This window comes from Rhodococcus sp. D-46 (assembly GCF_011290655.1).
Classification (GTDB): domain Bacteria; phylum Actinomycetota; class Actinomycetes; order Mycobacteriales; family Mycobacteriaceae; genus Rhodococcus_F; species Rhodococcus_F qingshengii.
On the sequence record NZ_JAANTF010000008.1, the window covers coordinates 37,381 to 63,578 of the forward strand.

At 61.8% G+C, this 26,198-nt stretch carries 29 protein-coding genes and 1 riboswitch; of the genes, 14 read left to right on the forward strand and 15 right to left on the reverse strand.

Going from position 1 to position 26,198, the window contains the following annotated elements; all coding sequences use genetic code 11:
- Complete coding sequence (locus tag G9U53_RS21010) at positions 1-1,557, reverse strand: long-chain fatty acid--CoA ligase (RefSeq protein ID WP_165639141.1); 1,557 nt, start codon at positions 1,555-1,557, stop codon at positions 1-3.
- A gap of 115 nt (positions 1,558-1,672) precedes the next feature.
- Between G9U53_RS21010 and G9U53_RS21015 the strand changes: the two genes are divergently transcribed.
- Positions 1,673-2,281: a TetR/AcrR family transcriptional regulator gene (locus tag G9U53_RS21015; RefSeq protein WP_007734687.1), complete on the forward strand. Its 609-nt coding sequence runs from the start codon at positions 1,673-1,675 to the stop codon at positions 2,279-2,281.
- On the opposite strand, the gene G9U53_RS21020 is transcribed toward G9U53_RS21015, so the two are convergent.
- The 7 genes from G9U53_RS21020 to G9U53_RS21050 form a co-directional block, all read right to left on the reverse strand.
- Positions 2,239-3,441, reverse strand: coding sequence for a CoA transferase (locus G9U53_RS21020; RefSeq protein ID WP_063314920.1), 1,203 nt, complete (start codon positions 3,439-3,441; stop codon positions 2,239-2,241). The genes G9U53_RS21015 and G9U53_RS21020 overlap by 43 nt on opposite strands.
- 138 nt (positions 3,442-3,579) lie before the next feature.
- Positions 3,580-4,440, reverse strand: a complete 861-nt coding sequence (locus tag G9U53_RS21025; RefSeq protein WP_165639142.1) for a hypothetical protein — start codon at positions 4,438-4,440, stop codon at positions 3,580-3,582.
- Between the two features lie 25 nt (positions 4,441-4,465).
- Positions 4,466-5,239 carry an ABC transporter ATP-binding protein gene (locus G9U53_RS21030; RefSeq protein WP_064074086.1) on the reverse strand — a complete coding sequence of 258 codons (774 nt, stop codon included), beginning with the start codon at positions 5,237-5,239 and terminating at the stop codon, positions 4,466-4,468.
- Positions 5,236-6,276: an iron chelate uptake ABC transporter family permease subunit gene (locus G9U53_RS21035; RefSeq protein WP_007734694.1), complete on the reverse strand. Its 1,041-nt coding sequence runs from the start codon at positions 6,274-6,276 to the stop codon at positions 5,236-5,238. Before G9U53_RS21035 ends, G9U53_RS21030 begins: the two co-directional genes overlap by 4 nt.
- Positions 6,273-7,025, reverse strand: a complete 753-nt coding sequence (locus G9U53_RS21040) for a class I SAM-dependent methyltransferase (RefSeq protein ID WP_165639143.1) — start codon at positions 7,023-7,025, stop codon at positions 6,273-6,275. Before G9U53_RS21040 ends, G9U53_RS21035 begins: the two co-directional genes overlap by 4 nt.
- Complete coding sequence (locus tag G9U53_RS21045; protein WP_042452430.1) at positions 7,026-8,039, reverse strand: ABC transporter substrate-binding protein; 1,014 nt, start codon at positions 8,037-8,039, stop codon at positions 7,026-7,028.
- A 57-nt stretch (positions 8,040-8,096) separates the two neighbouring features.
- Positions 8,097-8,278: riboswitch (cobalamin riboswitch) on the reverse strand.
- Positions 8,279-8,319: 41 nt separating this feature from the next.
- Complete coding sequence (locus G9U53_RS21050) at positions 8,320-9,177, reverse strand: SIP domain-containing protein (RefSeq protein WP_165639144.1); 858 nt, start codon at positions 9,175-9,177, stop codon at positions 8,320-8,322.
- A 156-nt stretch (positions 9,178-9,333) separates the two neighbouring features.
- On the opposite strand from G9U53_RS21050, the gene G9U53_RS21055 reads away from it, so the two are divergent.
- Together G9U53_RS21055 and G9U53_RS21060 are read left to right on the forward strand one after the other, a co-directional pair.
- Positions 9,334-9,492 carry a hypothetical protein gene (locus G9U53_RS21055; protein ID WP_155419158.1) on the forward strand — a complete coding sequence of 53 codons (159 nt, stop codon included), beginning with the start codon at positions 9,334-9,336 and terminating at the stop codon, positions 9,490-9,492.
- 166 nt (positions 9,493-9,658) lie between these two features.
- Positions 9,659-10,450, forward strand: coding sequence for an SDR family oxidoreductase (locus G9U53_RS21060; RefSeq protein ID WP_007734701.1), 792 nt, complete (start codon positions 9,659-9,661; stop codon positions 10,448-10,450).
- Between the two features lie 50 nt (positions 10,451-10,500).
- On the opposite strand, the gene G9U53_RS21065 is transcribed toward G9U53_RS21060, so the two are convergent.
- Positions 10,501-11,856: a DUF1254 domain-containing protein gene (locus tag G9U53_RS21065; RefSeq protein ID WP_165639145.1), complete on the reverse strand. Its 1,356-nt coding sequence runs from the start codon at positions 11,854-11,856 to the stop codon at positions 10,501-10,503.
- Between the two features lie 101 nt (positions 11,857-11,957).
- On the opposite strand from G9U53_RS21065, the gene G9U53_RS21070 reads away from it, so the two are divergent.
- From G9U53_RS21070 to G9U53_RS21085, 4 genes are all read left to right on the forward strand, one after another.
- Positions 11,958-12,359: a nuclear transport factor 2 family protein gene (locus G9U53_RS21070; RefSeq protein ID WP_165639146.1), complete on the forward strand. Its 402-nt coding sequence runs from the start codon at positions 11,958-11,960 to the stop codon at positions 12,357-12,359.
- A 164-nt stretch (positions 12,360-12,523) separates the two neighbouring features.
- The gene (locus G9U53_RS21075) at positions 12,524-12,679 is read left to right on the forward strand and encodes a DUF6131 family protein (RefSeq protein WP_003945564.1); all 156 of its coding nucleotides are present in this window, start codon (positions 12,524-12,526) and stop codon (positions 12,677-12,679) included.
- Positions 12,680-12,814: 135 nt separating this feature from the next.
- Positions 12,815-13,291 carry a hypothetical protein gene (locus G9U53_RS21080; RefSeq protein WP_003945539.1) on the forward strand — a complete coding sequence of 159 codons (477 nt, stop codon included), beginning with the start codon at positions 12,815-12,817 and terminating at the stop codon, positions 13,289-13,291.
- A gap of 64 nt (positions 13,292-13,355) precedes the next feature.
- Positions 13,356-14,513: an AI-2E family transporter gene (locus tag G9U53_RS21085; protein WP_042453495.1), complete on the forward strand. Its 1,158-nt coding sequence runs from the start codon at positions 13,356-13,358 to the stop codon at positions 14,511-14,513.
- 7 nt (positions 14,514-14,520) lie between these two features.
- On the opposite strand, the gene G9U53_RS21090 is transcribed toward G9U53_RS21085, so the two are convergent.
- On the reverse strand, positions 14,521-14,736 hold the full coding sequence (locus tag G9U53_RS21090) for a hypothetical protein (RefSeq protein WP_003945874.1): 216 nt from the start codon (positions 14,734-14,736) through the stop codon (positions 14,521-14,523).
- Positions 14,737-14,923: 187 nt separating this feature from the next.
- Here G9U53_RS21090 and G9U53_RS21095 point away from each other — a divergent pair, with 187 nt between their 5' ends.
- Positions 14,924-15,193: a DUF4235 domain-containing protein gene (locus G9U53_RS21095; protein WP_003945929.1), complete on the forward strand. Its 270-nt coding sequence runs from the start codon at positions 14,924-14,926 to the stop codon at positions 15,191-15,193.
- A 22-nt stretch (positions 15,194-15,215) separates the two neighbouring features.
- Here the strand turns inward: G9U53_RS21095 and G9U53_RS21100 are convergent, their stop codons facing one another.
- A complete protein-coding gene (locus G9U53_RS21100) occupies positions 15,216-15,623 on the reverse strand; it encodes a Rid family hydrolase (protein ID WP_165639147.1) in 408 nt (135 codons plus the stop codon).
- Positions 15,624-15,734: 111 nt separating this feature from the next.
- On the opposite strand from G9U53_RS21100, the gene G9U53_RS21105 reads away from it, so the two are divergent.
- Positions 15,735-15,950, forward strand: coding sequence for a BldC family transcriptional regulator (locus G9U53_RS21105; protein ID WP_003945782.1), 216 nt, complete (start codon positions 15,735-15,737; stop codon positions 15,948-15,950).
- Positions 15,951-16,022: 72 nt separating this feature from the next.
- Here the strand turns inward: G9U53_RS21105 and G9U53_RS21110 are convergent, their stop codons facing one another.
- Genes G9U53_RS21110 through G9U53_RS21120 form a run of 3 tightly spaced genes read right to left on the reverse strand, consistent with a single transcriptional unit; the run spans position 16,023 to position 18,645 of the window.
- A complete protein-coding gene (locus G9U53_RS21110) occupies positions 16,023-17,222 on the reverse strand; it encodes an acetyl-CoA C-acetyltransferase (protein ID WP_165639148.1) in 1,200 nt (399 codons plus the stop codon).
- Positions 17,219-17,881: a 3-oxoacid CoA-transferase subunit B gene (locus tag G9U53_RS21115; RefSeq protein ID WP_020906493.1), complete on the reverse strand. Its 663-nt coding sequence runs from the start codon at positions 17,879-17,881 to the stop codon at positions 17,219-17,221. Before G9U53_RS21115 ends, G9U53_RS21110 begins: the two co-directional genes overlap by 4 nt.
- Positions 17,878-18,645: a CoA transferase subunit A gene (locus G9U53_RS21120; protein ID WP_172827097.1), complete on the reverse strand. Its 768-nt coding sequence runs from the start codon at positions 18,643-18,645 to the stop codon at positions 17,878-17,880. The genes G9U53_RS21115 and G9U53_RS21120 overlap by 4 nt, the downstream gene beginning before the upstream one ends.
- A 167-nt stretch (positions 18,646-18,812) precedes the next feature.
- Between G9U53_RS21120 and G9U53_RS21125 the strand changes: the two genes are divergently transcribed.
- Positions 18,813-19,592, forward strand: coding sequence for an IclR family transcriptional regulator (locus G9U53_RS21125; protein ID WP_165639149.1), 780 nt, complete (start codon positions 18,813-18,815; stop codon positions 19,590-19,592).
- On the opposite strand, the gene G9U53_RS21130 is transcribed toward G9U53_RS21125, so the two are convergent.
- Positions 19,589-20,200 (reverse strand): XRE family transcriptional regulator, encoded by a 612-nt coding sequence (locus tag G9U53_RS21130; protein ID WP_207624481.1) that lies wholly within the window; start codon positions 20,198-20,200, stop codon positions 19,589-19,591. The two genes, G9U53_RS21125 and G9U53_RS21130, sit on opposite strands and share 4 nt — an antisense overlap.
- A gap of 103 nt (positions 20,201-20,303) precedes the next feature.
- On the opposite strand from G9U53_RS21130, the gene G9U53_RS21135 reads away from it, so the two are divergent.
- The 4 genes from G9U53_RS21135 to G9U53_RS21150 all read left to right on the forward strand — a co-directional run bounded on the left by G9U53_RS21135 (position 20,304) and on the right by G9U53_RS21150 (position 26,158).
- Complete coding sequence (locus G9U53_RS21135) at positions 20,304-21,707, forward strand: MFS transporter (protein WP_075832419.1); 1,404 nt, start codon at positions 20,304-20,306, stop codon at positions 21,705-21,707.
- A 109-nt stretch (positions 21,708-21,816) separates the two neighbouring features.
- A complete protein-coding gene (locus G9U53_RS21140) occupies positions 21,817-23,724 on the forward strand; it encodes an alkyl sulfatase dimerization domain-containing protein (protein ID WP_042452401.1) in 1,908 nt (635 codons plus the stop codon).
- A gap of 17 nt (positions 23,725-23,741) precedes the next feature.
- Complete coding sequence (locus G9U53_RS21145) at positions 23,742-24,722, forward strand: linear amide C-N hydrolase (protein ID WP_165639150.1); 981 nt, start codon at positions 23,742-23,744, stop codon at positions 24,720-24,722.
- A 104-nt stretch (positions 24,723-24,826) separates the two neighbouring features.
- Positions 24,827-26,158: an MFS transporter gene (locus tag G9U53_RS21150; protein WP_165639151.1), complete on the forward strand. Its 1,332-nt coding sequence runs from the start codon at positions 24,827-24,829 to the stop codon at positions 26,156-26,158.
- Positions 26,159-26,198: the final 40 nt, after the last annotated feature.

The following is a 26,198-nucleotide window of genomic DNA, read 5'->3' on the forward strand; positions in this document are numbered from 1 at the left end:
TCAGTTGACGTGACGGTCAGCGGTGGTCCAGTAGGTCGCGCGAATCGCGCGGCGATCGATCTTGCCGTTTCGGTTGACAGGCAACGAATCTGCGAAGTCGACCGAACGTGGCTTCTTCATGCTTGCCAGACGCGTCGAGCAGTGCGCGATCAATTCCATTGCGGTGGTGTCAGTTCCATCTCTGGTCACGACAACAGCCTTGACTGCTTCGCCCCACTTCGGATCGGGAACTCCCACTACGCAGACTTCGGAAACGGCGGGATGTTCGTACAGAGCGGCCTCCACCTCGCTGCAGTAGATGTTGAATCCGCCCGAGATGATCATGTCCTTCTTGCGGTCGACGATGAACAGGTAGCCGTCTTCGCGGAAATAGCCGACATCGCCCGTGTGGACCCAGCCGTTCCTGAACGTCTCAGCCGACAGCTCGGGTTCGTGGAAGTATTCGCGGACACAGTCCGGGCCACTGGCTACGATCTCGCCGATCGTGCCGGCCGGGACCTGTACGCCGTTGTCGTCGACCACGCGAACATCGGTGTCGTATGCCGGCCGGCCGCACGAGAGAAGAAGCTCAGGGTCGGATTCGATACCGTGCACCACGTCTTCAGCGGTCAAGACAGTGACGACGCTGGTCGTTTCGCCGAGCCCGTATCCCTGAATGACGATGGGACCGAACACCTTTACCGCGTCGCGCAACCGTTGTGGAGAAATCGGCGCTGCGCCTACGCCGATGCAGCGCAGAGAGCTCAGGTCGACGTCGGTAACCGACGGATGGTCCATCAGCAAGTTGAGCATCGTCGGGACCACCATGGTGGTGGTGATCCGCTCACGTTCGATGGTCTGCAGGAACGTCCTCGTGTCCCATGCCGGCAGGATCACCACTGCGGCGCCCCTGGCGAACATTCCGAGCATCACCATGCCGGAAGCGTGTGTGATCGGGCCGGGGGCGAGGTAGCGATCACCAACAGTCGGCGCGCCTTCGGGGCTCATCAGTCGCTTGCGCATGTTCGCCAAGCGGTTGCCGTGACTCTGGACCGCAGCCTTGAGCTTGCCGGTGGACCCGGATGTGTAGTTGAGGACAGCCGGGGCGTCAATGTCGACGTCCACCTCGACGTTGTCTTCGCTGCCCCTTGTCGTCAGTTCGTGATAACTGTCCGCGCCGGGAGTCGAAGTGCTGTAGTCGATCACCCTGCAGTTCAGCCCTGCGTCGGCGACGACCTTCAGCGCCATCTCGGCATGGGCGGGGTCGACGAAGAGGACACGCACATCGGCGTCGGCGAGGATATGCCCGAGTTCGTCGGCGCCCAGTCGTGCGTTGATCGGCACCCTGACGAACCCTCCCTTGTACAAGGCCATTTCGGTCACTACGAGTTCCCCGCAGTTTCCGGCAAAGGTTCCGATCATGTGTCCGGGCCGTGTCCCGGTCACTGCGAGAGCGGACGCGAGACGGTTTGCGGCCGTATCGAGCTCGCTGTAGGTCCACCGGCCTTCGCCGCAGACAAGGGCTTCGAGATCGGGGTAGTAGCTGGCGCTTCGGGCGAGATAAGTACCGAGGTTCATGGACATCTCCAGAGAAAATCGACATCACGAATGTTAATGGACAGTCTGTCTATATTCGATCGTCCTGTCAATGTTGAACTATGCTTCGTACAACAGTGCGAAGGAAGGGAACCCAATGCCTCCAGAAGACAGACGTGTCCGGCGTACCCGACGATTGCTGCGGGATGCCTTGGTCTCGCTCGTTCTGGAACGGGGATATGCCGGGATCACCGTCGAAGACATCACGGACCGTGCAGATTTGGGTCGGGCGACGTTCTACAGTCACTACACCGACAAAGACGATTTGCTCGGTCAAGTCGTGTCCGATCTGGCCGATGACCTGCAAGAGCGGCTCGGTCCACTCATTCCCGCCTCTTCGATCGGATTCACCGGCAAGCCTGTGCTCGAGATGTTCAGGCATGCCGCTGAGGAACGTGACGTCTACCGTGTGATCCTGCGTGGTGAGGGGGATGGCAAGGCGCTGCGAAAGTTCGTCGAAGACCGCAGCGTCGCCGCTGTGCGGATATTTTCCGCACGGGCAGAAGCGCTCGGGGTTACTCCGCGAATCGACATCGAAGTACTCTCGCGGGCATGGGTGGGTGAACAGATCGCGGTCATGCAGTGGTGGCTCGAGTCCGACCCGCCACCGCTGACGCCGGAAGAAGTCACCGAGATGCTGCTCGAACTTTCGTTGCGGGGACGCTACTGGTCTTCGGGTTTCGACGGCGAATTGAAATCCGAATAGCCGCTGTCACGTCTCGCCGTTGCCGCGGCGGCTTCGTCGAGAACCGACTCGGTGTGCTCGCCCACGTATGGAGTCGGAAGTCGAAAACTGTTCAGTCCCAAGCTGAATTGCGCCGGGAATCTCATCTGGGGCCAGCTTTCTCCGTTTTCGGTCGCGACCTCGCTGAACAGGTTTCGAGCGACGACATGGGGATCGCTCATCAGTTGTCCGGCGTCGGTGAACACCGGCGCCCATGGGGCATTGATCGCAGTCAACGATCTTTCCCACCACTCGTATGTGTGCGTACCGAAGGTGGTGACCAGGAGTTCCCGCAACTCGGCCTTGTGCTGTGTTCGGGTCCATCGATCGTCGTAGCGCAGTGTGTTCAGTGCTGGAAACTCAGCGCTGAATGCTGTGCGGAACTCGATCCAGAACCTGTCTTCGAAAGTGGCAAGTGAAAGCAAGCAACCGTCGGAAGTCTCGAAAATGTCGTTGTCTCCCTGGACGGTCGGTGAATCGGTAGGGTTCTCGATATCGCGGATCATGAGCGCGAAAGGCGCGCACCACGCGGTTGCAGCCTCGGCGAGGGAAATGTCTATGTGTTGTCCCCGTCCGTGCTTGTCCACGCTGGCGAGAGCAACCGAGATGGACAGTGCTGCGTACATCGAACCCACCAGATCACCGGCCCGGATACCAGGGCGAGTGACGACTCCGTCGGTGCACCCGGGAACTGCGAAAAAGCCGGAAAGGCCGAGGAAGTTCAATTCGTGCCCCGGCTTGTCGGCATAGGGTCCGGACTGCCCGTAACCGGTGATCGAACATAATACGATGCGTGGGTTGGCTTTTCGAAGTACGTCGTAGCCGAGTCCCATGCCTGCCAGTACCTGTGGCCGGAACCCCTCGACCACTGCATCTGCAGTCTCGACCAGTCGAAGGAACGTCTCGCGATCGGATTCGAGACGGAGATCGAGCGCGATCGATCGCTTGTTCCTGTTCAACGAGGCCATCCGTTCACCAGCTGCCCGCGTGGGATCAGGTCGCTTCGGGTTCTCGACCTTGACCACGTCGGCGCCCAGATCTGCGAGCAGCGTCGTCGCAAACGGGCCGGGCAGAAGGCGAGAGAGGTCGAGAACGCGCTTGCCGTGTAAGAAACTCCATTCCGACGTGTTGTCGCTGTCCATGTTCACACTCCGAAGGCTGTCGAGGCAGTGGCCGATAGCGCCAAACCCTCATCGGCATGGCGTTGTCCGTAGCTGCTGGATCCCAGGATGATCAACCTGATCGATAATTGGCAGACTATCGATTAATGAACAGGATGTCTACGAATTGATTGCGGCGAGGTTTTGTTCTGCTTTGTCGACGCGACGCTCAGCAACACGGAGTTCCTTCTCGGATTCTCGAACCGCAGCGTCACTGGTCTTCTCGGCGTTCCGTGCGAACTGCCGTTGCTGCTCAGCGTGCTCGAGTTCGGTGCGCAGTTCTTCAACGCGCCGTTCGACGTCGGAAAGCGTCGTTCTGGCTTCCTGGAGTTCGGCGGTCTCGGACTTCACCCGGCGGCGGATCTCGTCGGCCTGCGCCGTGGCTTCCTTCAATTCTGCTTTTGCTCTGGCTTGTTCGGCCTTCGGTTCCGGAGTTTTCGACTTCGGAGTCGTCGGCTCTTCAATCGCGGCGTGCTGCGGTGATTTCTCATTCACCACGGCGAGCCCGGCGGGTCCGAAACCGCTGTAACTCGCCGCGGTCACGACCCGTCCGAGTCGAACCTGCGCGGCAGTCTCCTCATCGGCCAGAGCGGCATTGAGGGTCTGCGCGACATCACGTAAAGCATCCTCGCCGACGCTTTTTCCCCGTGAAGCCGCGATATCACCGGATTTGTGGGCGAGACTCCGCACCACCTGCTGCCTCTGTGTCGTCAGCCGTCGCAAGTCCGGGCCCGAGAGATGGCGTTGAGCGTCGCGTAGCGATTCGCCAAGCGCGAGAAGTGCATCCAGATCCTCTGGTGCATCGCGCGAGATGAGATTGACCAACCACCCCACGGTGGTCGGCTTCCGAAGTTTGCCGATTTCCGCGGCCAATGTGCGGTCGTTGTCCTCCCGGGCGGCCTTCACATGATGTGTACGTGCCTCGACGAACTCGCCGGGGTCGAGCCCGTACAGTTCGTTGGCGACATCATCGAGGGTCACGTATCCATATTGGCACTCGGAACGGTTACATGTGGCAAGGCGGAAGGTATCGCACGGTAGGTACTCCGCCGGGACCGTCCAGGCGAACCTCGGCGTCGACCTGGTAGACCTCGGCTATCAGGTCAGCGGTGAGGACCTCGGTCGGGCTTCCGTGGGCAACGATGGATCCCCGGTTCAGCATCACTATCGAATCGCAGAACATGGCGGCCAGATTCAGATCGTGCAATGCCATGATCGTGGTGGTGGGGAGGCGTCGCACGAGCGCGAGCAATTCGAGTTGATGGTTGATGTCCAGGTGATTGGTCGGCTCGTCGAGTAGCAACTCATGAGGTTCCTGAGCGAGGGCGCGCGCGATCTGGACGCGTTGGCGCTCCCCTCCGGACAGGGTGTGCCACGACCGGTCCAGCATGCCGGCGAGGTCGGTGTGTTCGATCGCTGCCCGAACGGCGTCGCGATCGGAATCCGACTGCCCACCCCACAGTCCGCGGTGAGGTGTGCGTCCGAGTTCGACTACCTCCGCGACCGTCAGATCGATCTCGGTGTTGCTGTGCTGATCAACGGTCGCGATCCGACGCGCGATGTCGCGGCGTTTCCAGTCGGACAACGGGGTTCGGTCCAGGGTCACGACACCGGATGTCGGACGATTGTGCCCGGCAAGCAGTTTCAGCAGCGTCGATTTCCCCGAACCGTTGGGGCCGAGAAGCCCCACCGTACTTCCGGTTGTAGGCGAGACGTCGAGGTCGTCGACTATGAGCGCCCCGCCGACCCGCCAACTGACGCCGGTAGCTTCGAGTGTCATGGCCTGGCCTTCCGTCTCCAGAGGATGACGGCAAACGCAGGCACACCGACCAGCGCGGTCACCACACCGGCCGGGAGTTCCTGCGGCGCAATGGCTGTGCGTGCCACAGCGTCGACCCAGACAAGGAAGATGGAGCCGATCAGTGCGGACGCGGGCAGGAGTCGGCGGTGGTTCGAACCGACGAGAGCCCGCGCCGCGTGCGGGAGGACCAGGCCCACGAAGCCGATGGCACCTGCGACGCTCACGATCACCGCGGTCATCAAGGCCGTTGCCAACAACAGGGTCACACGCACCCGCCACACGTTCACCCCCAGCGACGACGCCGCGTCCTCGCCGAAGGCAAAGGCGTCGAGTGCGCGGGAGTGAGTCAGACAGACCACGAGGCCGACTGCGACCACCGCAGCGCAGAGTGCGACGTCGAGCCAGTCGGCGCCGCCGAGTGAGCCCAGGAGCCAGAACATCACGCCGCGGGTCTGCTCGGGATCGGCCGAGGTGATGACGATGAACGAGGTGAGCGCGGAGAACAGTTGGGTCGCGGCGACACCGGCCAGGATCACCCGATCCGGCGTGCCGCCGGCCGCATGGGCGAGCAGCAACACAAGGGCGAAGGAGATCACCGCGCCGATGAAGGCGCCGCTCGACAAGCCGATCACTCCCGACCCGACTCCGAGGATCACGATCAGTACGGCACCGGTCGAGGCGCCGGACGAGATACCGAGGACAAACGGATCGGCCAGCGGATTGCGAAGCAGCGACTGCATGATCGCACCGCACAACCCGAGACCGGCACCGCAGAGCGCGGCGAGCAGGGTGCGCGGCAGACGGAGGTCCCACACGATGCCGTCACGGATAGGGGTGACGTCCGCCGCGGTACCGCCGAGATGGCCGACGACAATCGAAGCCACCTCACCGACCGACAGACCGGCCGGCCCCAACGTGATGGCAACGGCGGCTGATCCGGCCAGCGTGACAACACCGATCACCCACAGCAGGGTGACGGTCGTCGGGTTGTCACGCAGCCGAACTCTTGTCGTCATCTCACGCCGTAGACCACGTAGTCGTCGAACAGTTGCCAGACCGTCCCCGACTCCCGAAAACCTGCTTGCGCGAGCGCCGCCAACTGGAAGTCGACGGCCGTGGGCGCGGTGGCGTCACGTCCGGCGAATCTGCGCTCACGCTCGTCGGTCAGTGCCCCGATGCCGTGAGTGGCCCGCAACTCGTCCCACCAGCTCTCCCACTCGGGAGCGCCCGCAGCAAAGGCGGAGCGTTGCGTCTGCTCGTCGTGAGCCTTCGCCCATCGCCCGATGACAGGGAAGCGGCCGTCGAAACGAAAGTGATCACCATTGAGCAGAACGCCGGCAGGGCTCAGCAGTTCGCGGCATTGCCGATACACCTCGACGAGCTGCTGCGGTTGCAACCAGTGCAGCGCGGTTGTCGACACTATCGCCTGAACCGGCGCAGCCACCGAATTCGGCCAATCGGCTTCCGCCAGGTCTGCGTCGATCAGCTGCAGTCGGTCACCGAAACGCGTCGACGACTGGCGGGTGAGCTCCAGCAGCATCGGGTCGTAATCGATCCCCACAACGCTCGCATGCTCGAACTTTTCGAGAATCCGGGCGCTCAGTGAACCCGGCCCGCAGGCCAGGTCGACAACCGTGAACGGGGCGTGCGCGTGCTGCAATTCGAGGACGTCGAGAATCACGTCGAAGCGCTTCTCACGGTCGGCGATGTATGCCGCCTGCTGGTCGTCCCACCGACGCACCAGTTCACTGATCTGCGCGGACATCTAGACCACACCCAACTGGCGCAGCCCGTCGGAGAGCTGTTCGATGCCACCGACATTGCGAATCGAGGGATCCATCGTCGTTCCTTCGAGGATGATGTAACGCTTGTTCTTCACTGCGGTGAGCTTGCTGGCGACCGGGTCCGATTCGAGGAACGCGATCTTGTCTGCGGCACTGTCGCCGTCTCCACCGCGGTCGAGATCTGCGAGCACCAGCACGGTCGGGTCTCGATCGAGCACACTCTCCCAACCGATTTCGGGCCAATACTGCTTGTTGTCGTCGAAGGCGTTCTTCGCACCCACCGCGTCGGTCATGATTCCCGGTGCACCGCAGCACCCGGCGAAGTACGGAGTCTTCGTGGCTGCGTACCACCACGCCAGCGTCACGTTCTCAGCTCCCAGTGCCGCCGTGGCGGTGGCCGCGCGATCCTTCAAACTCTCGGTGAGCTCGACACCTTTGTCCTTGGCATCGAAAAGTGTTGCCACGTCGTCGATTTCGTCGTACAAGTCGTCGAGCGTGAGGGCCTTGCTCTGCTCGGCATCCTGACCGGTGCACTCGCTGGGTGACTGATATGTCGCGACACCGAGGTCGGTGAACTTGATCCGGTCGGCGATGCCCTCCGAGGTGAACGTGTAGTTGAACGTCGTGTAGACCATGTCCGGTTCGCGTTCGAGGACACTTTCGAATGACGGGAACTCGGTGTCGAACGCCTGGACCTGACCACGCGCCTCGCGCAGTTCGGGGAGGACATCGTCATCGCTCATGGCGTACCCGGCCATCCGGTCCTGCACTCCCAGCGCGAACAGCATCTCTGCTGCAGGTTGATTTACCGCGATTGCCCGTTCGATCGGTCGCTCCACCGTGACGTCTCGGCCACAGTTCTGGACTGTCACGCGCGATTGTTCGGAAGAGTTGGATTGTCGGGCAGCACTGTCGTCGGAGGAGCAGGCAACCAACGACGCGCTCAACAGGGCAGCGACGGCGGCGGCGGGTAGGCGAAGTCTGGACAGACGCATGGAATCTCGTTCTCGCAGGGGCTCGTTCGCGGAGCCCGTTACCGTGTGAACAGGCGCCTGTTGACCCCTGCTGCCAGCCGGTATTCGGACTCGAGATCGCCCCACCCGAGCGCCTTCCCAGATTCTCATCCAGTGGCGTAAGCCCGGGCGGTCACCCTCACCGCTGCGCGTCAGTTCCGGATTCACACCGGATTCCCTGACCCCCTGTGTGGAGGTCCGCTGGCACAGAGGAACTTATCACCGCAGTGCACTGCCGGTCAGGTCGGCTGGTGTGAGGCAATCAGATCTCGATGGCCAGGTCGTCGATGTCGGTGAGGGTTCCGCCGTCGGCGAGGATGCGCTCGTAGTTCTCGCGCCGACGGAGGTCGATTTCGGTGTTGCTGACGCCCTGCTTCCAGTATCCGAATATCGCGACGTCGTCCTTGTCGAGTCCGACGGTCGAGCGAAAGTGCTTCCGGATTGCGCGCATCTCACTGCGTTCACCGGCGCCCCACACGACGTAGCTCTCGGGATCGGTGAGCTCGCGCGCCCGTACTGACAGCGGGCCTTCGGGCTCGGTGAGATCGACGCTGACGCGGTGAAGTTCCAGGCCGGGGAGGGCGGGCAGTTCGGCGAAGGCGACCGCGTCATCTGTTGTGACCCAGCCGATTCCGACGACGTCGGTAGGTAACTGCTCGATGATCGAGTGCAACGCGGGTATTGCGGTGCCGTCCAGAAAAAGTGCGATACGTCGACCAGGAACATCAGGGATCAAGAAGTGTGGCCGCGGACCGGTGAGGCCGAAGGTGTCACCGACGGCCAACGCTGCTGCCCACCTCATCATCGGACTGGTCTGTCCGTGCAGGACCACATCGACGACGATCGATCCGCTCGCTGAATCGTAGGAACGCACCGTGTACACGCGCGAAGCGTCGTCGAAGGCCGGCCCGAGATTCATGCGTACGGTCACATTCGGGCGTGACCAGGTCGGATCGTCGGTCGACTCCGTCAAACGAGCCGTGATCCGCAGCAGGTGATCGCTCGGTCGCTCCAGTGCTTCGACGATCGCGAGAACGTCGTTGAGTCCGCGATTGTGGTCAGCGGTCCGTAGGACGGTCGTCGGGGGAGTTGTTGTGCGCGAGGCGTCTGCATGTGTCATCGACTGTGCTCCTGGATCGGGTTTTCGGGATGCCGCCAGGTTAGTGCTACCTAAGTCGAGCGAGTTGTCCAGAAGTGACATCTGATTACCTGAATGATTCGGGTCTCGAAACGACGCGGTTGAGCGAGTGGTGCCGGCGCTGCTACCGTGCCTGTGATGTCCATACGCCGCTGTTCTCTCGCTTCCGGCCGTGCACTGCGCACGGCCCGATTCGGCGTAGCGACTTTCCGACGTGGGCGTAAGGCGATCGACCGCCGCCCGTCCGGTCTTGTCTGGATCGAAAGAGCCTTGGCCGCACCGGCCGGATCCGTCTGACATTCGCCACTTCGGCGAGCATTGCCTCGCCGAGATTTCGCAGTGCCACACCTGTTGCAGTGCTGCGCATTTCCCGTACCTGAGATTTCTCGCGGGTGAGTTGTGAGTGTCGGCGCCACCGAGCCTGGAATGCCAGCCAACTCGTTTTCGTGAAAGGTACACAGCAATGAATCGTTTCGAAGGTCGTCGTATTCTCGTCACCGGCGCAGGATCTGGAATCGGGCAGGCCACCGCGCTGCGGTTGCTCGCCGAAGGTGGCCGCGTGGTCGCTGCCGACATCTCCGAGCAGGGTTTGGCGAACACCCGGAAATCGGCAGAACATGCTTCGACGGAGGATCGCCTCGACACCCTCGTCGTCGATATCGGTGACGAGGGTTCCGTCATCAGGGTTGTGGGTCAGGCGATTTCGTCCCTCGGGGGATTGGACGTACTGGTCAACGCCGCCGGGATACTGCGTGGTGGGCACACCCACGAGACCTCGCTGGACCTGTGGAATCAGGTGCTCTCCGTGAATTTGACGGGCACTTTCCTCGTTACCCGCCAGGCACTGCCGGCTCTCCTTGCCACCGGCAACGCAGTCGTGGTGAATTTCAGTTCCACCTCCGCTGCCTTCGCGCACCCGTACATGGCCGCGTATGCCGCAAGTAAGGGAGGAATCCAGTCCTTCACTCACGCACTGGCTCTCGAATACGGCAAGCAGGGTCTGCGTGCCGTCGCGGTGGCTCCGGGCAGTGTGAAGAGCGGGATCACCGACACTACGGCGTCGTACTTGCCGGAAGACACCGACTGGTCGCTCTTCGGCAAGTTGTCACCGATTCTGAGCACTGATCTGGAGTCCGGTGGTGCCCCCATGGCCGGGCCGGAAAGTGTTGCGGGAGTTATCGCGATGTTGGCATCCGACGATGGTGCCTTCATCACTGGCACGGAGATCCGGATCGACGGCGGCACGCACGCCTGATTCTGCGTCCGTCTGACGGCCCGCACAGGCAGGCCGTCAGACGCGAGCCGTCATTCTCGCGAGCGAGTGATGGCGGGGACGACGTAGGACTGATCGAGCACGGCGGGCGAAGGTTCGTACATTCTCAGTACCGGTCGGAAATCCCCGCGCGGTGCGGGCAGCCAGTTTGCCTTCGCCGTGGGATCTTTCGGCTCCTCGTAGCTGATCGTGATCGTCAACGCACCGTCGGCGTCGTGGACGATTCCTGGAGTGCGGTCGCCGATCGAGTATCGGTCGACGGGGTTCGCCACGAGGAAGAAGTCCGGCACCGAGTACATCGTCAGCGACCAGAAGGCGCTCACCGGCGGAGTGGGGTCGAGTCTTATTGTGTAGGTGTGAGTTCCGTTCAACTGCTCGCCCTGATCGTCGACGTAGGTCATTATGTACGCCGCTTCGTAAGGGTGGTTGCCCCACAGCCCGCCCTTGGCAGCCGCGGCGCGTTCGACGATGCGCAACTTGGGATCGGCGATCTTGAATTGTGGATCGTCGATTGTGCCGACCTCGAAGTAGTCGAGGTTGTAGTCGAAGGCGTGGAATGTGAGCTTCCATCCGTTGACTTCGGGGCTGGAGCCTTTCGTGAGGGCCTCGAGCAGGTTCTTCTCACCGATCGTCAATCCGTCAGCCAACGCGGCTGCCCCGTCGGCAGAGAGTGAAGCGGCAGAGCGTGAGCTATAGGGAGAGGCCCCGGGCTCGTCGATTCCGATCGGGGAGAAGGAATCCTGGAGTTCTCGATCGCGTGGGGCCGGCGGAAACGCCTGTGACCAGATGCGGAGTTTCTCGAGGAACAGGAGGTCCTGGCTTACCCCGGGTTCGGGCACTGGGAGACCCGCCGAGTTTCCGGTGGAGTCGACGACGGTCAGCGTGGTGGCGTCCTGCAAGGCGTGCACCGCAGGGAGGTCGTCGTCGCCACCGCATGCCCAGCGGCCCACGATCGACGCAATGTTCGTGGGAAATCTGATCACCGTGGTCTGGTCCGCCGGGGTTCCCGTCCAGGTGGGTGGGACGAGAAGGAAGTCTCCGCTCTTCGTGCCGGTGGCCCGATGCCCGACGTAAGCGAAATTGTTTGTCCAGGCGTCCACGAACTGGAGGACGTAGTAACGGCCATCGGTATCGGGGACGTGCAGCGCAACGGGGCCGACAGAGAGGTCGATCTGCGCCATGGAGTACACGGTGTCGTTGTTGATCGTGACGAAAGTGTCTGCCGGCCCGGCCAGTGTGCGGGCGTGGCTGAAGGTGTTGAAAGGTGCGGCGGGGTTCGCTCCGACACCGTTGTGAACATACCGATGGACCTGGTCGAGATTGAAAACGAGGGGAAATCCGTAGATATACGCCTGAGCTGCAAGCTCGGTGCGACTGGTGTCTGTCATCTCTGCCCTCTCGTCGTGCACGTCGGTTCGAAGTCCACCCTGCGGGAACCCTGCCGTCGGGGCATCACCCGCCGAGGGTGACGACGGTAGAGGGAGAAGACATGTCGGATCAGGAGAGTGCGGCATTGGTCGCTGTCGCAGACGAGTGGAACGTCGCGATGTGCTCGAACGACGCCGAACGGATCGGCGATTTCATGGCAGACGACTGGGTGATCGTCTCGGAATCCGGAGTGTCGACCAAAGCGGAGTTCCTGGGTTTCGTGGCCTCGGGCGACCTGACTCATTCGGCGATGGACCGCGTCGGGAGCGCTCGCGTGCGTTTCTTCGGTGACGTCGCACTGTTCACCACGCGGATCGTCAATACCGCGCACTACGGCGGCAGACAATACGACGCCGACGAGTGGACCACCGACGTGTTCGCGCGGCGAGACGGTCGTCGGTGCTGCGTGTTGAGCCACATCACGCCGGCGGTCGAGGCGAAGATCGAGGACGTGGAACTATGACGTAGAGATAAGAGAAAGGCTGATGTTTTAACGGTGACACTATTGGGTAGTAATACGAGTTTCGCATTTATGAATGTATTTATCGGATTTATCGATTGTGAAGTTTCTGTAGTAGCGTCAGTTGAGTAGATCATTTTGATACGCATACCGGATGAGGTTCTCACATGATTGTTCTCGGCATTATTCTGGCGTTGATCGGCTTTTTCACGGGGTTGAGCATTCTGACCACCGTCGGCATCATCTTGGTCGTCGTAGGTGCAGTTTTGTCCATCCTCGGTGCTACCGGGCGCGCAGTGGGCGGACGAAAAGTCTGGTATTGATCAATACTGCGCGAGTAGCTGAAAAAGCGGTACCCGATCTCTTCGGAGATCGGGTACCGCTTTTTGTGCTCCAACTGGTTTTCGGTCTCTCTACCCCAAATTATCGATCTGAGCGGCATCGGGTAAACATGAAGGATGCTTTCTCGAGACCATGACGAAGAGAAATCTGCCGAGCGATTCAGATTCCCTCGCAGATGGAATCAGGTTGACGAATCGCGCCGCGGTTTGGTGTTGGCGTGGGTGGCCTTCACGTTGACGTTCGGCGGAGCACGTCTGGTGACGTGGTTGATCCAGATCGACACCAGGGACGTCGGCGACATCAGCGCCGGTGGCACTCATCTGCATCACTATCTATGGGGAATTCTGCTGTTGGCCGGGGTGGCGATCTTCGGACTCGTAGACCGAAGCCCTCGCGCAAGAACATGGATGGGCATCGCGTTGGGCATCGCACTCGGGCTCATCGTCGACGAGGCTGCGTTACTGATCACTCTCGACGACGTCTACTGGCAGAGCGACGGTTGGCCCAGCATCGCCATCGCTGTGTCGATCATCGGAGTGGTAGGAACCGGTCTCGCGCTGACCCGAAGCGGAGCGGAGAAGCCTCGAGGTTGATCCGGCCACGGCACGGGTACTCACTCCCGTGCCGGGAAGTCGCGCGGATCGTGAGGTGGCTTGAATGGATCCCAGTTCCGCGGACACCTCACCGGACTCCGACAGTGAAGTCAAAGCTGCAGATCCGATGGCGGAAGCCGAACGTGAAGCCGCAGCATTGGCGACGCCCGTCCGGCCGCTGGGCGAACCGGGGCCGAGATTCGATCGTCGTTCACCGTTCTTCATCGGTCTGAGCGCGGCGGCCGGTGTTGCCGTGACGTACGCGGTGATCGAAGTGCTCCTGGCGGCGCGAGGCATGCTGATCCTGATCGTGGTCGCGCTGTTTCTCGCGGTGGGCATCGAACCGATGATCGTCTGGCTGGAGCGGAGACATTTCCGGCGCTGGATCGCAGTCACCGTGGTACTCCTCGGAATTGCAGTGATGTTGGCGCTGTTTCTGGTTGCTGCGATCACCCCGCTGGTCGAGCAGGGACGTCAGTTCGCATCACACGCTCCCGAACTTCTGACACACATTCGTGACCGGTATCCGATCGTCAGCGACCTCGACGAGAAGTATCACCTCGAGGAGCACCTCACCACCCAACTGGACGGTTCGGGGTCTGCGCTCGCGACGGGTTTGCTCGGAGCGGGGCGGGCGGTGTTCAGCGCAGTCGCCGACGCTGGAATCGTTGCTGTACTGACGACGTACTTCTTGATCGACTACCCACGAATCCGCACGAATCTGTATCGGCTGGTGCCACATTCGCGGCGGCCACGAGCAATCGCCATCGGTGATCAGATACTGGCAGGTGTGGGTGGGTACGTCCTCGGCAATGTTCTGATCTCCGTGATCACCGCAGTGTGCACCTTCGCGTGGTTGTTGATCTTCGACGTGCCGTATCCGTTGATCCTGGCGCTGCTGGTCGCTCTGCTCGATCTGATCCCGATAGTCGGTTCCACGATCGCAGGGGTTGTCGTCGCCCTGGTCTCCCTGACAGTCTCTGTCCCAACGGCATTGGCGACAGTTGCGTTCTTCATTGCGTTACGTCTGCTCGAGGACTACCTGCTCGTTCCGAAGATCATCGGGAAGACGGTGGCGGTCCCGGCACTGGTGACCGTTGTCGCGGTTCTGTTGGGTGGAGCGTTGCTCGGTATTGTCGGTGCGTTGCTGGCGATTCCGGTCGCTGCGGCCTTGCTGCTGCTTGCAAGGGAGACGCTCTTTCCGCGCCTCGACGCTTCTTGACCGGCTTCTATCGGACGCTTCGCGCGCGACGCCGAGAACCAGGATTCGGCTTGGGGCACATCCGAGTCGGGATGGTTTCTCCCTCGGCGGTGATACGGAATACCGAGACTTTCTCGCTACAACCGTGATTCAGATCGACCGCGTATGCGATTGCGGCGCGATCCGAGACGAAATCTTCCATCACCGTTGTACCGTCCGGTAGTTCGATTCTGTAGTTTTCCATGACTTACACAACCTTCTTTCGCTAAGACGATCCTACCCGGCTCGAGAAGTGGCAAACCCGTGGAACACAACGTGCGACAGTCGTCTTCGTGCCTTGCCGGTGCAATGTTTCGACACCTCGCCTGCTGGGTAGTGAGAGTCGGTCAGCCGCTCAGGCGGTACGTATCGAACCACGGAGGATCCGCGCAATGAGCGCAGTATCGAAAGCGATGTACAAGCCACTCTCACTGGCGACCAGCGTCCTGGGCGGCATCTTGGCCGGCGCTGTCTTCCAGCAGGTGTGGAAGCGCATCGGTGACGACAAGAATGCGCCCGAGCCCAAAGACTTGAGCAGGTCGAGCAAGGAAGTCCTGATCGCCGCAGCCCTGCAGGGAGCCATCTTCGCTGTTGTGCGAGCCGCAGTGGATCGCGCGGGGGCAAAGGGCTACCGGGCCCTTGCTCATGAAGATCCTCGGTAGGAACGCCCGGTTCGGTTCGAGTTCAGTCGACGACGGCCGCGATTGCCTCGATCTCGACCAGTTGATCGTCGTAACCGAGAACGGTCACACCCATCAGAGTGCTCGGGGCGTCGTGATCACCGAACGCGTCGCGGACTACCTCCCACGCCGCAACGAGGGCGGCTTGATTGCTCGACGCCACCAGGACGCGGGTGTTGATCACGTCGGTGATGGACGCGCCCGCGTCCGAGAGAGCTGTTCTCAGGTTGTCGACGGCCTTGGCTGCCTGTCCTGCGTAGTCACCGATGGCGGCAGTAGAGCCGTCCTCGTTCAACGGGCAGGATCCGGCCAGGAAGATCAGTCGGGCCTCGGCGGGAGCCGTTGCTGCATAGGCATATTCAGCCACCGAAGAGAGTGACGTGGAACGGATCAGAGTTACCGACTTCGACATTATTTCCCCAAGGAATAGTAAAGTTTTGCAGCGAGTCTTTCACAGCACGCCAGGGGTTGCCAATTCATCGTCGGACCCATCCATTCAGTCGGCAGCTACGAATGACTGTCAATGAGCCGAGAAGAAGAGCACACAGCACCTGTCGACGAGTGGCTGACGACCAAACAGGTTGCAGCACTGTTCCACGTCGACAGGACCACGGTGTCCAGATGGGCGAGGGAGGGCAAAGTCGGCACTCTGAGAACGCTTGGCGGGCATCGGAGGTACCGGCGATCGGAGATCGAGACGTTGCTGCGTAACCGCTCGACGACGCTCGATCACCAATAACCTCCGGCACGAAACAGACAGGTCGCCGAGCATGATGAGGGCTCGGCGACCTGTCTGGTCAGCAGGAAGTAATTACGCCTTGGGGACGCGGATGATGAGTGCGTCGCCTTGTCCGCCGCCGCCGCAGAGTGCGGCTGCGCCGATGCCGCCGCCGCGGCGTTGCAGTTCGAGGGCGAGGTGCAGGGCGATGCGGGCGCCGGACATGCCGAGGGGGTGGCCGACGGCGATGGCGCCGCCGTTGACGTTGACCTTGGCGGGGTCGAGGCCGAGTTCGCGGGTGGAGGCGATCCCGACGGCGGCGAATGCTTCGTTGATTTCGACGAGGTCGAGGTCGGTGGGGTCGATGCCTTCCTTCGCGCAGGCTTTGGCGATGGCCCGGGCGGGTTGGGATTGGAGGGTGGAGTCGGGTCCGGCGACGACGCCGTGGGCGCCGATTTCCGCGATCCAGGTCAGGCCGAGTTCTTCGGCTTTGGTTTTGCTCATCACGATCACGGCGGCGGCGCCGTCGGAGATCGGGGAGGCGGAGCCGGCGGTGATGGTGCCGTCCTTGCTGAACGCGGGACGCAGTTTGCCGAGGGATTCGGTGGTGGTGTCGGCGCGGATGCCTTCGTCCTGGGCGAAGACGATGGGCTCGCCCTTGCGTTGGGGGATGGAGACGGGGACGACTTCGTTGTCGAAGAGGCCGTCTTTCCAGGCGCGGGCCGCGTTCTGGTGTGAGGCGGCGGCGAAGGCGTCCTGCTCGGCGCGGGTGATGTGGGCGGTTTCTTGTTGGTTGACCTGTTCGGTGAGCAGGCCCATGGCCTGGTCGGTGAAGATGTCGTGGAGGCCGTCGTAGGCCATGTGGTCGCGGAGGGTGACGTCGCCGTATTTGAAGCCTTCGCGGCTTTTTTCGAGCATGTGGGGTGCGCGGGACATCGATTCCTGCCCGCCGGCGACGACGATGTCGAATTCGCCGGCGCGGATGAGTTGGTCGGCGAGGGCGATGGCGTCGATGCCGGAGAGGCACACTTTGTTGATGCTCAGGGCGGGGACGTTCATGGGGATGCCGGCGGCGACGGCGGCTTGGCGGGCGGGCATCTGGCCGGCGCCGGCGGTGAGGACCTGTCCCATGATGACGTAGTCGACCTGTTCGGGTGCGACTCCGGACTTGTCGAGGGCGCCCTTGATGGCGATGCCGCCGAGGTCGGACCCGGAGAGGTCTTTCAACGATCCGAGGAGTCGACCCATCGGGGTACGAGCTCCCGCGACAATCACAGTGGTCGTGTCGGTCATGCCAGTTCAACTTTCAGTTCGGTGCCGGTTGCGGCGACTACGTCTTCGACGCTGACATCGGGGGCGAGTTCACGCAGGACGAGTGGGCCTTCGTCGCTCACGTCGATGACGGCGAGGTTGGTGATGATCCGATTCACCACGCCCTGGCCGGTCAGGGGCAGGGTGCACGCGTCGACGATCTTGGGGTTGCCGTCGCGGTCGTTGTGCTCCATGACGACGATGACACGCCGGGCACCGTGGACCAGGTCCATTGCGCCGCCCATGCCCTTGACCATCTTGCCGGGGACCATCCAGTTTGCGAGGTCACCCGTCTTCGACACCTGCATACCGCCGAGGACTGCGGTGTCGATGTGGCCGCCGCGGATCATCCCGAACGAGAGGGCCGAATCAAAATATGCTGCACCGGGGTTGACGGTCACGGTCTCTTTGCCGGCGTTGATGAGGTCAGGATCGACGTTGTCCTCGGTGGGATACGGTCCGGTGCCGAGAATTCCGTTCTCCGAGTGCAGGACCACACGAACGTCCGAGCCCAGGTATCCGGGAATCAGTGTGGGAAGGCCGATTCCGAGATTGACGTACTCCCCGTCGATCATCTCTGCAGCCGCCCGCGCTGCCATCTGCTGGCGCGTCCAACCCGTCACTGTCACTGGTGCGGTCATCGTGAGGTTCCTTCCGAAGCGCTGACGGTTCGCTTTTCGATTCGCTTGTTCTGAGGGCCGGTGTGCACAATTCTCTGCACGAAGACTCCGGGCAGGTGCACCGATGCCGGGTCGATTTCACCGGGCTCGACCAGACGTTCCACCTGCGCGATGGTGACCCGTCCCGCCATCGCGGCGAGCGGGTTGAAGTTCATCGCGGTCTTGTCGAACACGAGGTTGCCGTCGGTGTCTCCGAGAACGGCGTGCACGAGTGCGTAGTCGGCGTTGATCGCCTCTTCCATCACGTAACGCTTGGTTCCGAAGACGCGAGTCTCCTTCGGAGGCGATGCAATAGCGATCGAGCCGTCGGCGTCGTAGCGCCACGGCATTCCGCCGTCGGAGATGGGGCTACCCACTCCGGCCGGTGTGAAGAATGCCGGGATTCCGGTTCCGCCGGCGCGCAGACGCTCAGCGAGCGTTCCCTGCGGCGTCAGTTCCACTTCGAGTTCGCCGGCCAGGTACTGCCGGGCGAACTCCTTGTTCTCACCGACGTACGACGCGGTCACTCGTCGGATACGGCCGGCGCTCAGCAAGATTCCGAGACCGTGATCGTCGACGCCGCAGTTGTTGGAGAACACCTCGAGCTCGGTTGCACTCGTAGCTGCGATCGCGTCGATCAACACGTCGGGGATGCCGCACAAGCCGAATCCGCCGACAGCCAGCGTTGCGCCGTCGACGATGTCGGCGACCGCCTCCGCTGCGGACTCGTACACCTTTGCTGTCATGTTCTCTCCCTGCCAAGCGTTCATTGAGTAGACACTCACTCACTTCGATATCCAGTGAACTATCTCCAGTTCACTGGTTCAAGGAATCTCGAACATCAACCGAGAACTGATCGACTACTGATCGTCTGAAGGAATTTCGTTCATTGAATGGACGCTAGGATGGCTGCATGCCAACTCACGGGCAATCGCCGGCCATGGTCGCGCGGGTGGCTGCACTTCTGCGAGCCCTCGGCGCGTCCGAACCAACGGGCACTTCCACCACGGAATTGGGCAAGGTCACCGGCCTCGCTCGGCCCACTGCGCACCGACTGCTCACGTCCCTGGCTGCCGAAGGACTGGTCGACCGTGACGCACGAACCGGTCGGTGGTCTCTCGGCCCAGAGTTGTACCTCCTGGGGGCGGCGGCCGGAAATCGGTACGACATCACCGACCGGGCCCGCGACGTCGTCGACGAACTTGCCCGGGTCACGGGGGAGAGCGCCTTCCTGTCGGCACGCCGAGGTGACGAGACCGTCTGCATCCTGAGTCAGGAAGGCAGTTTTCCACTGCGATCTCACGTGCTGCACGAGGGGAAGCGATTCCCGTTGGGGGTCGCGTCGGCGGGGCTTGCCATCTTGAGCCATCTACCGACGCGGGATGTCGACGACTATTTCGCCCGAGTGAATCTGGAATCGGAATGGGGTGAGATCCACAGTGAGGCATCAATCCGTGAGCGAATCGAGTCGACGCGTGTCACCGGGTACGCGGTCAATCCAGCCCTCATCGTCGAGGGAAGCTGGGGGATGGGTGCCGCGGTGTTCGATCGCAACGGTCGCCCGGCCTGGGCGCTGAGCCTGACCGGAGTGGAAACACGCTTCCGGCCCGCGCGTCATGCCGAGTTGGGAACGCTGCTCCTCGAGCACGCTCACACACTGTCGAACCGATTGAAAACGCATGCAGTGAACTAACTTTCGGGAACCAGGTCTTGTGCAGTAGTAGTTTTTGCCTTCGTGCGCACATGTGCCTTCTCGCCTTGCGGGCCGAAAAGATGCAAGATTTCCACCACCTGTTCATCGGCAGGCCCGAACCAGTGGGGCTCGGCAGTGTCGAACTCCGCGACTTCCCCGGGGTGTAAGAGAACCTCGTTCGCCCCCAGGATGAGACGCAGATCCCCGGCGAGGACGTAGAGCCATTCGTAGCCGGCGTGGGTGACCAGCTTCGGTGGACGCGGACCGATCACCTGCTTGAAGACCTGCACGCGGCCGGGATAGCGCGTCAACGGAACGACGGCACTGCCGTTCTTGCGTCGGCTCGGGGTGAGATGGACCCGAGGATCGCCCGTAGCGGGGGCGCCGACGAGTTGGTCCAGCGCGACCCGGTGCGCTCGGGCAAGCGGCAACAGCAGATCGAGGGTGGGACGACGCTTCCCCGATTCGAGGCGTGAGAGTGCGCTGACAGAGATGCCGGTGGCTTCGGACAGGCGCTCGAGGGTCAATCCGCGATCGCGTCGGAGCGTGCGCAGTCTCGGTCCGATATCGGTGATCAACTGCTCGAATTCAGCATCCATGCCGTCCATCTTTGCAGTTTCCGCAAAATTCTTACCGACTTCGGACGCTGGAGAGCAACGATCCTTTCGACAGTCGAGTACGGCAGAGCACTTCGAGAGATGGAGTCCGACCATGAAACCTTCGAGCGGGATCGAACCGCAAGTGATCGGACTTGATGCACGGCGGCGATGGGGCATCCTGGCGATCTGCTGCACGAGCCTGTTCGTCGTCGGGTTGGACACCACCATCGTCAACGTGGCCCTGCCGACGATCGGTGAGGGATTTCGCGTGGGAACCCGTGGTCTGGAATGGGTCGTCAACGCATACACACTCGTCCTGGCGAGCTTGCTGATCTCGTCCGGAGCAGTGGCCGATCGTTTCGGCAGGAGACGAGTCTTTCAGATCGGTCTGGTGGTTTTCGGGGTGGCGTCGATTGCCTGCGCGCTCGCTCCGTCCGTCGAGATGTTGATCGCGGCGCGGATCGTCCAAGGCGTCGGCGGGTCGATGCTCAGTCCGGTTGCCTTGGCGATCGTCGTCAACGTGATGACCGACCCGAAGGAGCGGGCCAAGGCAATCGGGGTGTGGGCCGCGGTCTTCGGTCTGAGTATGGCGGCAGGTCCGATCGTCGGCGGCGTGCTCATCGAAAGTTTCGGCTGGCGATCGGTTTTCTGGATCAACGCGCCCGTGATCTTGGCCGTGCTCGCCCTGACTGCTGTGTTTGTACCGGAGTCCCGAGCGCAGCAGTCGCGACGACTCGATCTTCCCGGTCAGTTGCTACTGGTGATTCTTGTCGGCGGGGCGGTCGCCCTTCTGATCGAGGGTCCGCGAATCGGATGGTTCTCTGCCGCGGCTACGGCAGGGTACGTCTTTGTTGCTGCAGCGTTGGCCGCATTCATCCGCGTCGAATCACGCAAGCGCGAGCCACTGATGGATCTGGCACTCTTTCGCCGCAGAACGTTCTCGTCGGCTGTGGTCGGCGCTGTCGTGGTGTTCGTGGCGTTGAACGTGACGCTACTGCTCGGCACGTTCTACTTGCAGCACTCCCGCGGAATGAGTCCGGCACTGGCCGGCGCGATCACCCTTCCGATGGCTGTTGCGGCAACGGTCTGCGCGCCGTTGTCCGGAATACTCGTCGGACGCTTCGGCCCGCGGCGGCCGCTACTCATTGCTGGTAGCTTCACGACACTCGGCGGGCTGTGCCTGGTCTCGCTCGACAACAACACGGCGATTCCGATGCTCTTGGCCGCTTACCTGTTCCTCGGTATCGGATTCGGATTCTCGAATGCCCCGATCACCAACACCGCCGTCAACGGGTTGCCGAGATCGCAGGCGGGGCTTGCTGGTGGAATAACCTCCAGTGCACGCCAATTCGGTGCTGCTCTCGGTGTTGCGCTGGCCGGTGGCATCATCGGCGGCAGTGCATCGGTGGATGTCGCGCAGGCATCGAGGTCGGGATGGATCCTGGTTGCCGGATGTGGGATCGCGGTCCTGGTGATTGCACTCGCATCTCGGAATTCCGAGGAACTCCCCGGCTGATCACCTCGCGTGTTCGTGGGAGCTTCACCCTGCGCGGGTGATTCCAAGCGCGTGCCCAACCGATACAGATGATGGGGTATCAGATCGTCGTATCCGAGCGGGGAGTGCCATGTGCCAGACACCTAAGGACGCAACACCGGCCACAGTCACGGCGAATCGCGAGGCAGTCGCACGGTATGCCATGGACGACCGGCAGGATTTTGCCGACGCGGATCGAGGATTGATCGCTCCGTTGCCGGGCAAGGTTGTCGCCGATGACGGGCATACGGTCTTCGATCCTGATGCGATGGCATACCTCGGTGACGATGTTGCCGCGCCGGAGACAGTCAATCCGAGCCTGTGGCGTCAAGGACAACTGATGCGCCGAGGTGGTCTGTATCAGGTGACGGATCGCCTTTACCAGGTACGGAACAACGACCTGGCAAATTTGACGGTTGTCGAAGGTGGCGAGGGGCTGATCGTCATCGACTGTATGGCGGGGGTCGAATCGGCGCGCCAGGGTATGAAGATGATTCGTGAGCACGTCAGCGACAAGCCAGTTTCGGCGATCATCTACACGCACACCCACATCGACCACTACGGCGGAGTCAAAGGGATCGTCGATCTGGACGACGTGACGTCCGGGCGAGTTCCGATCATCGCACCGGGCACGATCGCGTCGTTCGACAAGTTCGCGATCGGGGAAAACGTCGTCGCCGGAAATGCCATGGCGAGACGGTCCTTCTACGCCTTCGGTGGATTGCTCGATCTCGATGCCAAAGGGATGGTTACCTGCGGCATCGGCACGATCAGCACGAAAGGTCCACTTGTCTCGTATATTTCCCCCACTGACAGCATCACGGAGACCGGAACGAAGCGTGAGATAGCCGGTCTGGAATTCGAGTTCCTCTACGCGCCGGATACCGAGGCCCCGGAGGAAATGCACATCTGGATCCCCGAACTCGCCGCGCTGACCTGTGCGGAGAACGCCAATCATTCGCTCCACAACATCCAGACCTTAAGAGGTGCGCGCACTCGCGACGCTCGGAACTTCGCGCGGTATCTGGACGAGACTCTCGAACGGTGGGGAGACGACGCGGCTGTTCACTACGGACCGCACACGTGGCCGGTGTGGGGTAACGAGAACCTGGTGCCGTTCATCGAATCGCAAAGGGACACTTACAAGTACATTCACGACCAGGCGCTCCGTCTCGCGAACAAGGGGTACACGCCGCTCGAAGCTGCCGAGGTGATCGAACTACCGGACGAACTCGGGCGCAAGTGGTACAACCGCGGATATCACGGCACTCTGCACCACGACGTTCGCGCCGTGTACACCAAGGAACTGGGAATGTGGGACGGCGATCCGGTGTCGCTTCATCCTCATCCGCCGGTCGAATCGGCGAAGAGGTTCGTCGATCTCCTTGGCGCGCAGAAGATCCTGGACGAGGGTAAGCGGGCATTCGACGCCGCGGACTACCGATGGGCGGCAGAGATCCTGCACAAGTTGGTGTTCGCGCAACCGGAGAACGCCGAAGCGAGGAACCTGCAAGCCGACGTCTACGAGCAGATGGGCTATCAAGCCGAAGGGCCGCAGTGGCGTGGGATCTATCTCTCGGCCGCGTTGGAACTACGCGAGGGCGCCCAGCCTGCCCCGTACGTCACGGCAAGTCAGGACAGTGTCCTCGCGATGCCCATCGACATCCTCTTCGACTTCGTTGCAATACATCTCATCGGCGACAAGGCCACCGACGCGGAACTGCGGATCGATTTCGTGTTCACCGATCGCGGCGACGAGGCATGGACTGCGTGGGTCAAGCGCGGTGTCCTCAATGCACGTAAGGGTGCGTCACCGAACACACAACTGACGGTCTCGGGCCCGAAGGCGGCGCTCGTGGGAGCGCTTCTTCAACCGGGCGCGGCCGCCGAACTGGCCAAGGCCGGGCAGATTTCGCTCGACGGAGACGAATCAGCGCTCGAGACGCTGGGAGGGTTGCTCGATACCTTCGATCCCAGTTTCAATATCGTCACGCCGTAACGAAGGGATAGCTTTCGATGTGTACACGCTTGGTCTACTTGGGGCCCAACGACACTGTGATCACTGCTCGATCGATGGATTGGAAGGTCGACCTCGGAACAAACCTCTGGGCATTCCCGCGCGGCATGACCAGAGAGGGCTGTGCAGGTCCGAACTCGATACAGTGGACGTCGAAATACGGAAGTGTTGTCGCGACGGCCTACGACATGTGCACGACCGACGGGGTCAACGAGGCTGGGCTGTCTGCCAATCTTTTGTGGTTGGTCGAGTCCGAGTACCCGACGTATGACGGTTCGACCGCGGGATTGTCGATCGCGGCGTGGGCGCAATACGTCCTGGACAGCTTTGCGACAGTTCAGGAAGCGGTCGAAGTGCTCGCGTCGGAACCGTTCACGGTAGTGACCGCCGCCGTTCCCGGCGAAGACCGCCTCGCAACGCTGCACATGTCGCTCTCGGACGCTGGGGGAGACAGCGCGATCATCGAGTACGTCGGTGGACGCCCGACGATTCATCACAGCCGTGAGTACCAGGTGATGACCAATTCGCCGATCTTCGATCAGCAACTCGCCGTCAACGAGTACTGGAAGCAGATCAACGGAACCGTCATGCTGCCCGGAACCAACCGTGCCGCTGACAGATTCGCGCGGGCGTCGTTCTATGTCGATGCGATACCGCAGACGGACGATCCGCGGTCGGCATTGGCATCCACCTTCAGTGTTATTCGGAATGTGTCGGTGCCCCTGGGTATTTCGACTCCCGACGAGCCCAACATTTCATCGACCCGTTGGCGCACCGTCGTCGATCACAAACGCACGCTCTATTTCTTCGAGTCGGCGATGACGCCCAATACCTTCTGGGTGGACGTGGCGTCGATGGATCTCGCGGAAGGGACACCCGTCCGAAAGCTCGGCCTCGGCGCGAACGAGAGCACCGTCTATTCCGGTGACTCCACTGACCAGTTCGAACGGGCGGAGGCATTCACGTTCGCGGGAGCATAAGGCTTCGGGGCGTAGTAAAAATCCAATCGTGAAACTTCTTGACATTTCTACTCCGTACAGATGAAACTTTGTTGCATATTCGGGTTTCGTCAACGGAGGACGGCATGGGCATCACAGTGCAGACACGGAACGATGGTGCGCAGCTCAAACGGCGCAGGGCGCTCGTCGCCGGCTCCGTCGGAAATTTCATCGAGTGGTACGAGTTCGGTGTGTACGGGTTCTTCGCGACGATCATCGCGTCGAACTTCTTCAGCGGCGACGGCTCCGGCGACCTCGAAAGCCTGATCAAGACCTACGCGTCGTTTGCGCTGGCCTTCTTCTTCCGCCCAGTGGGGGCCGCGCTGTTCGGTCGACTCGGTGACCGCATCGGCCGACGCCCCACCTTGGTGATCGTTCTTCTGCTGATGTCGGGTGCGACGACCCTGATCGGTGTGCTCCCCACCTACGAGAGCGTCGGAATTCTGGCACCGCTGCTCTTGACGGTTCTTCGGATCCTCCAGGGACTGTCGGCCGGAGGCGAGTTCGGCGGCGCGGTGTCGGTGATGACCGAGTTCGCGCCCCCGGGACGACGCGGACTGTACGGGTCGTGGCAATCGTTCACGGTCGCGCTCGGATTGCTCGCCGGTGCCGGAATCGCGGCGCTCCTCGCGACAGTTCTCGACTCCGGTCAGCTCAACGACTGGGGCTGGCGCATCCCGTTCCTCCTTGCACTTCCGATGGGCCTGGTCGCCCTGTGGCTCAGGCTCCGACTCGAAGAAACGCCGTCGTTCGAGCGTGCCCGCGCAGTCCAGTCCGAACCGACAGTTGATGCGGCGACGCCGGTGGTGCAGCCGACCGTCGGCGAGACCGCCAGGGCGATCCTGCTCGGCATCGGCCGGTTGATGGGTTGGTCTGCGGCGGGTTACACGTTCCTCGTCGTGATGCCGACTTATCTTCAGAGTTCACTCAACGCGACATTCCATCAGGCACTGGTTGCTTCGGTACTTGCCAATGCCGGCTTCGCAGTGACGATTCCGCTTGCGGGTGGACTCAGCGATCGCATCGGACGACGCGCGGTCATGCTCACCGGCACCGTGATAATTCTGGTCTTGGCGCTGCCGCTGCTCAACGTCCTGCAGAATGAGCAGACGTCTCTGACAGCCAAGGGATTTGCAGTGTTTGCCGCCGGCGCCGCAGTGGGACTTGTTGCCGGACCAGGACCCGCCATGCTCTCCGAGATGTTCCCCACCTCGGTCCGGTACACCGGATTGGGACTCGCATACTCCCTGTCCAACGCGGTCTTTTCGGGCTGCGCCGGTCTGATCATCACGTGGTTGATCAAGGAAACGTCCAATCTCGATATTCCGGCCTACTTCGTGATGGCAACGTGCGCCGTCAGCGCGATCGCCTTGAGTACCTTGCGAGGGAATGCCCACAAGCGGGCACTCGTCGACTGACCGCAGTTCTTCCGAATGCCGAAACGATGCGAGTAAGGGA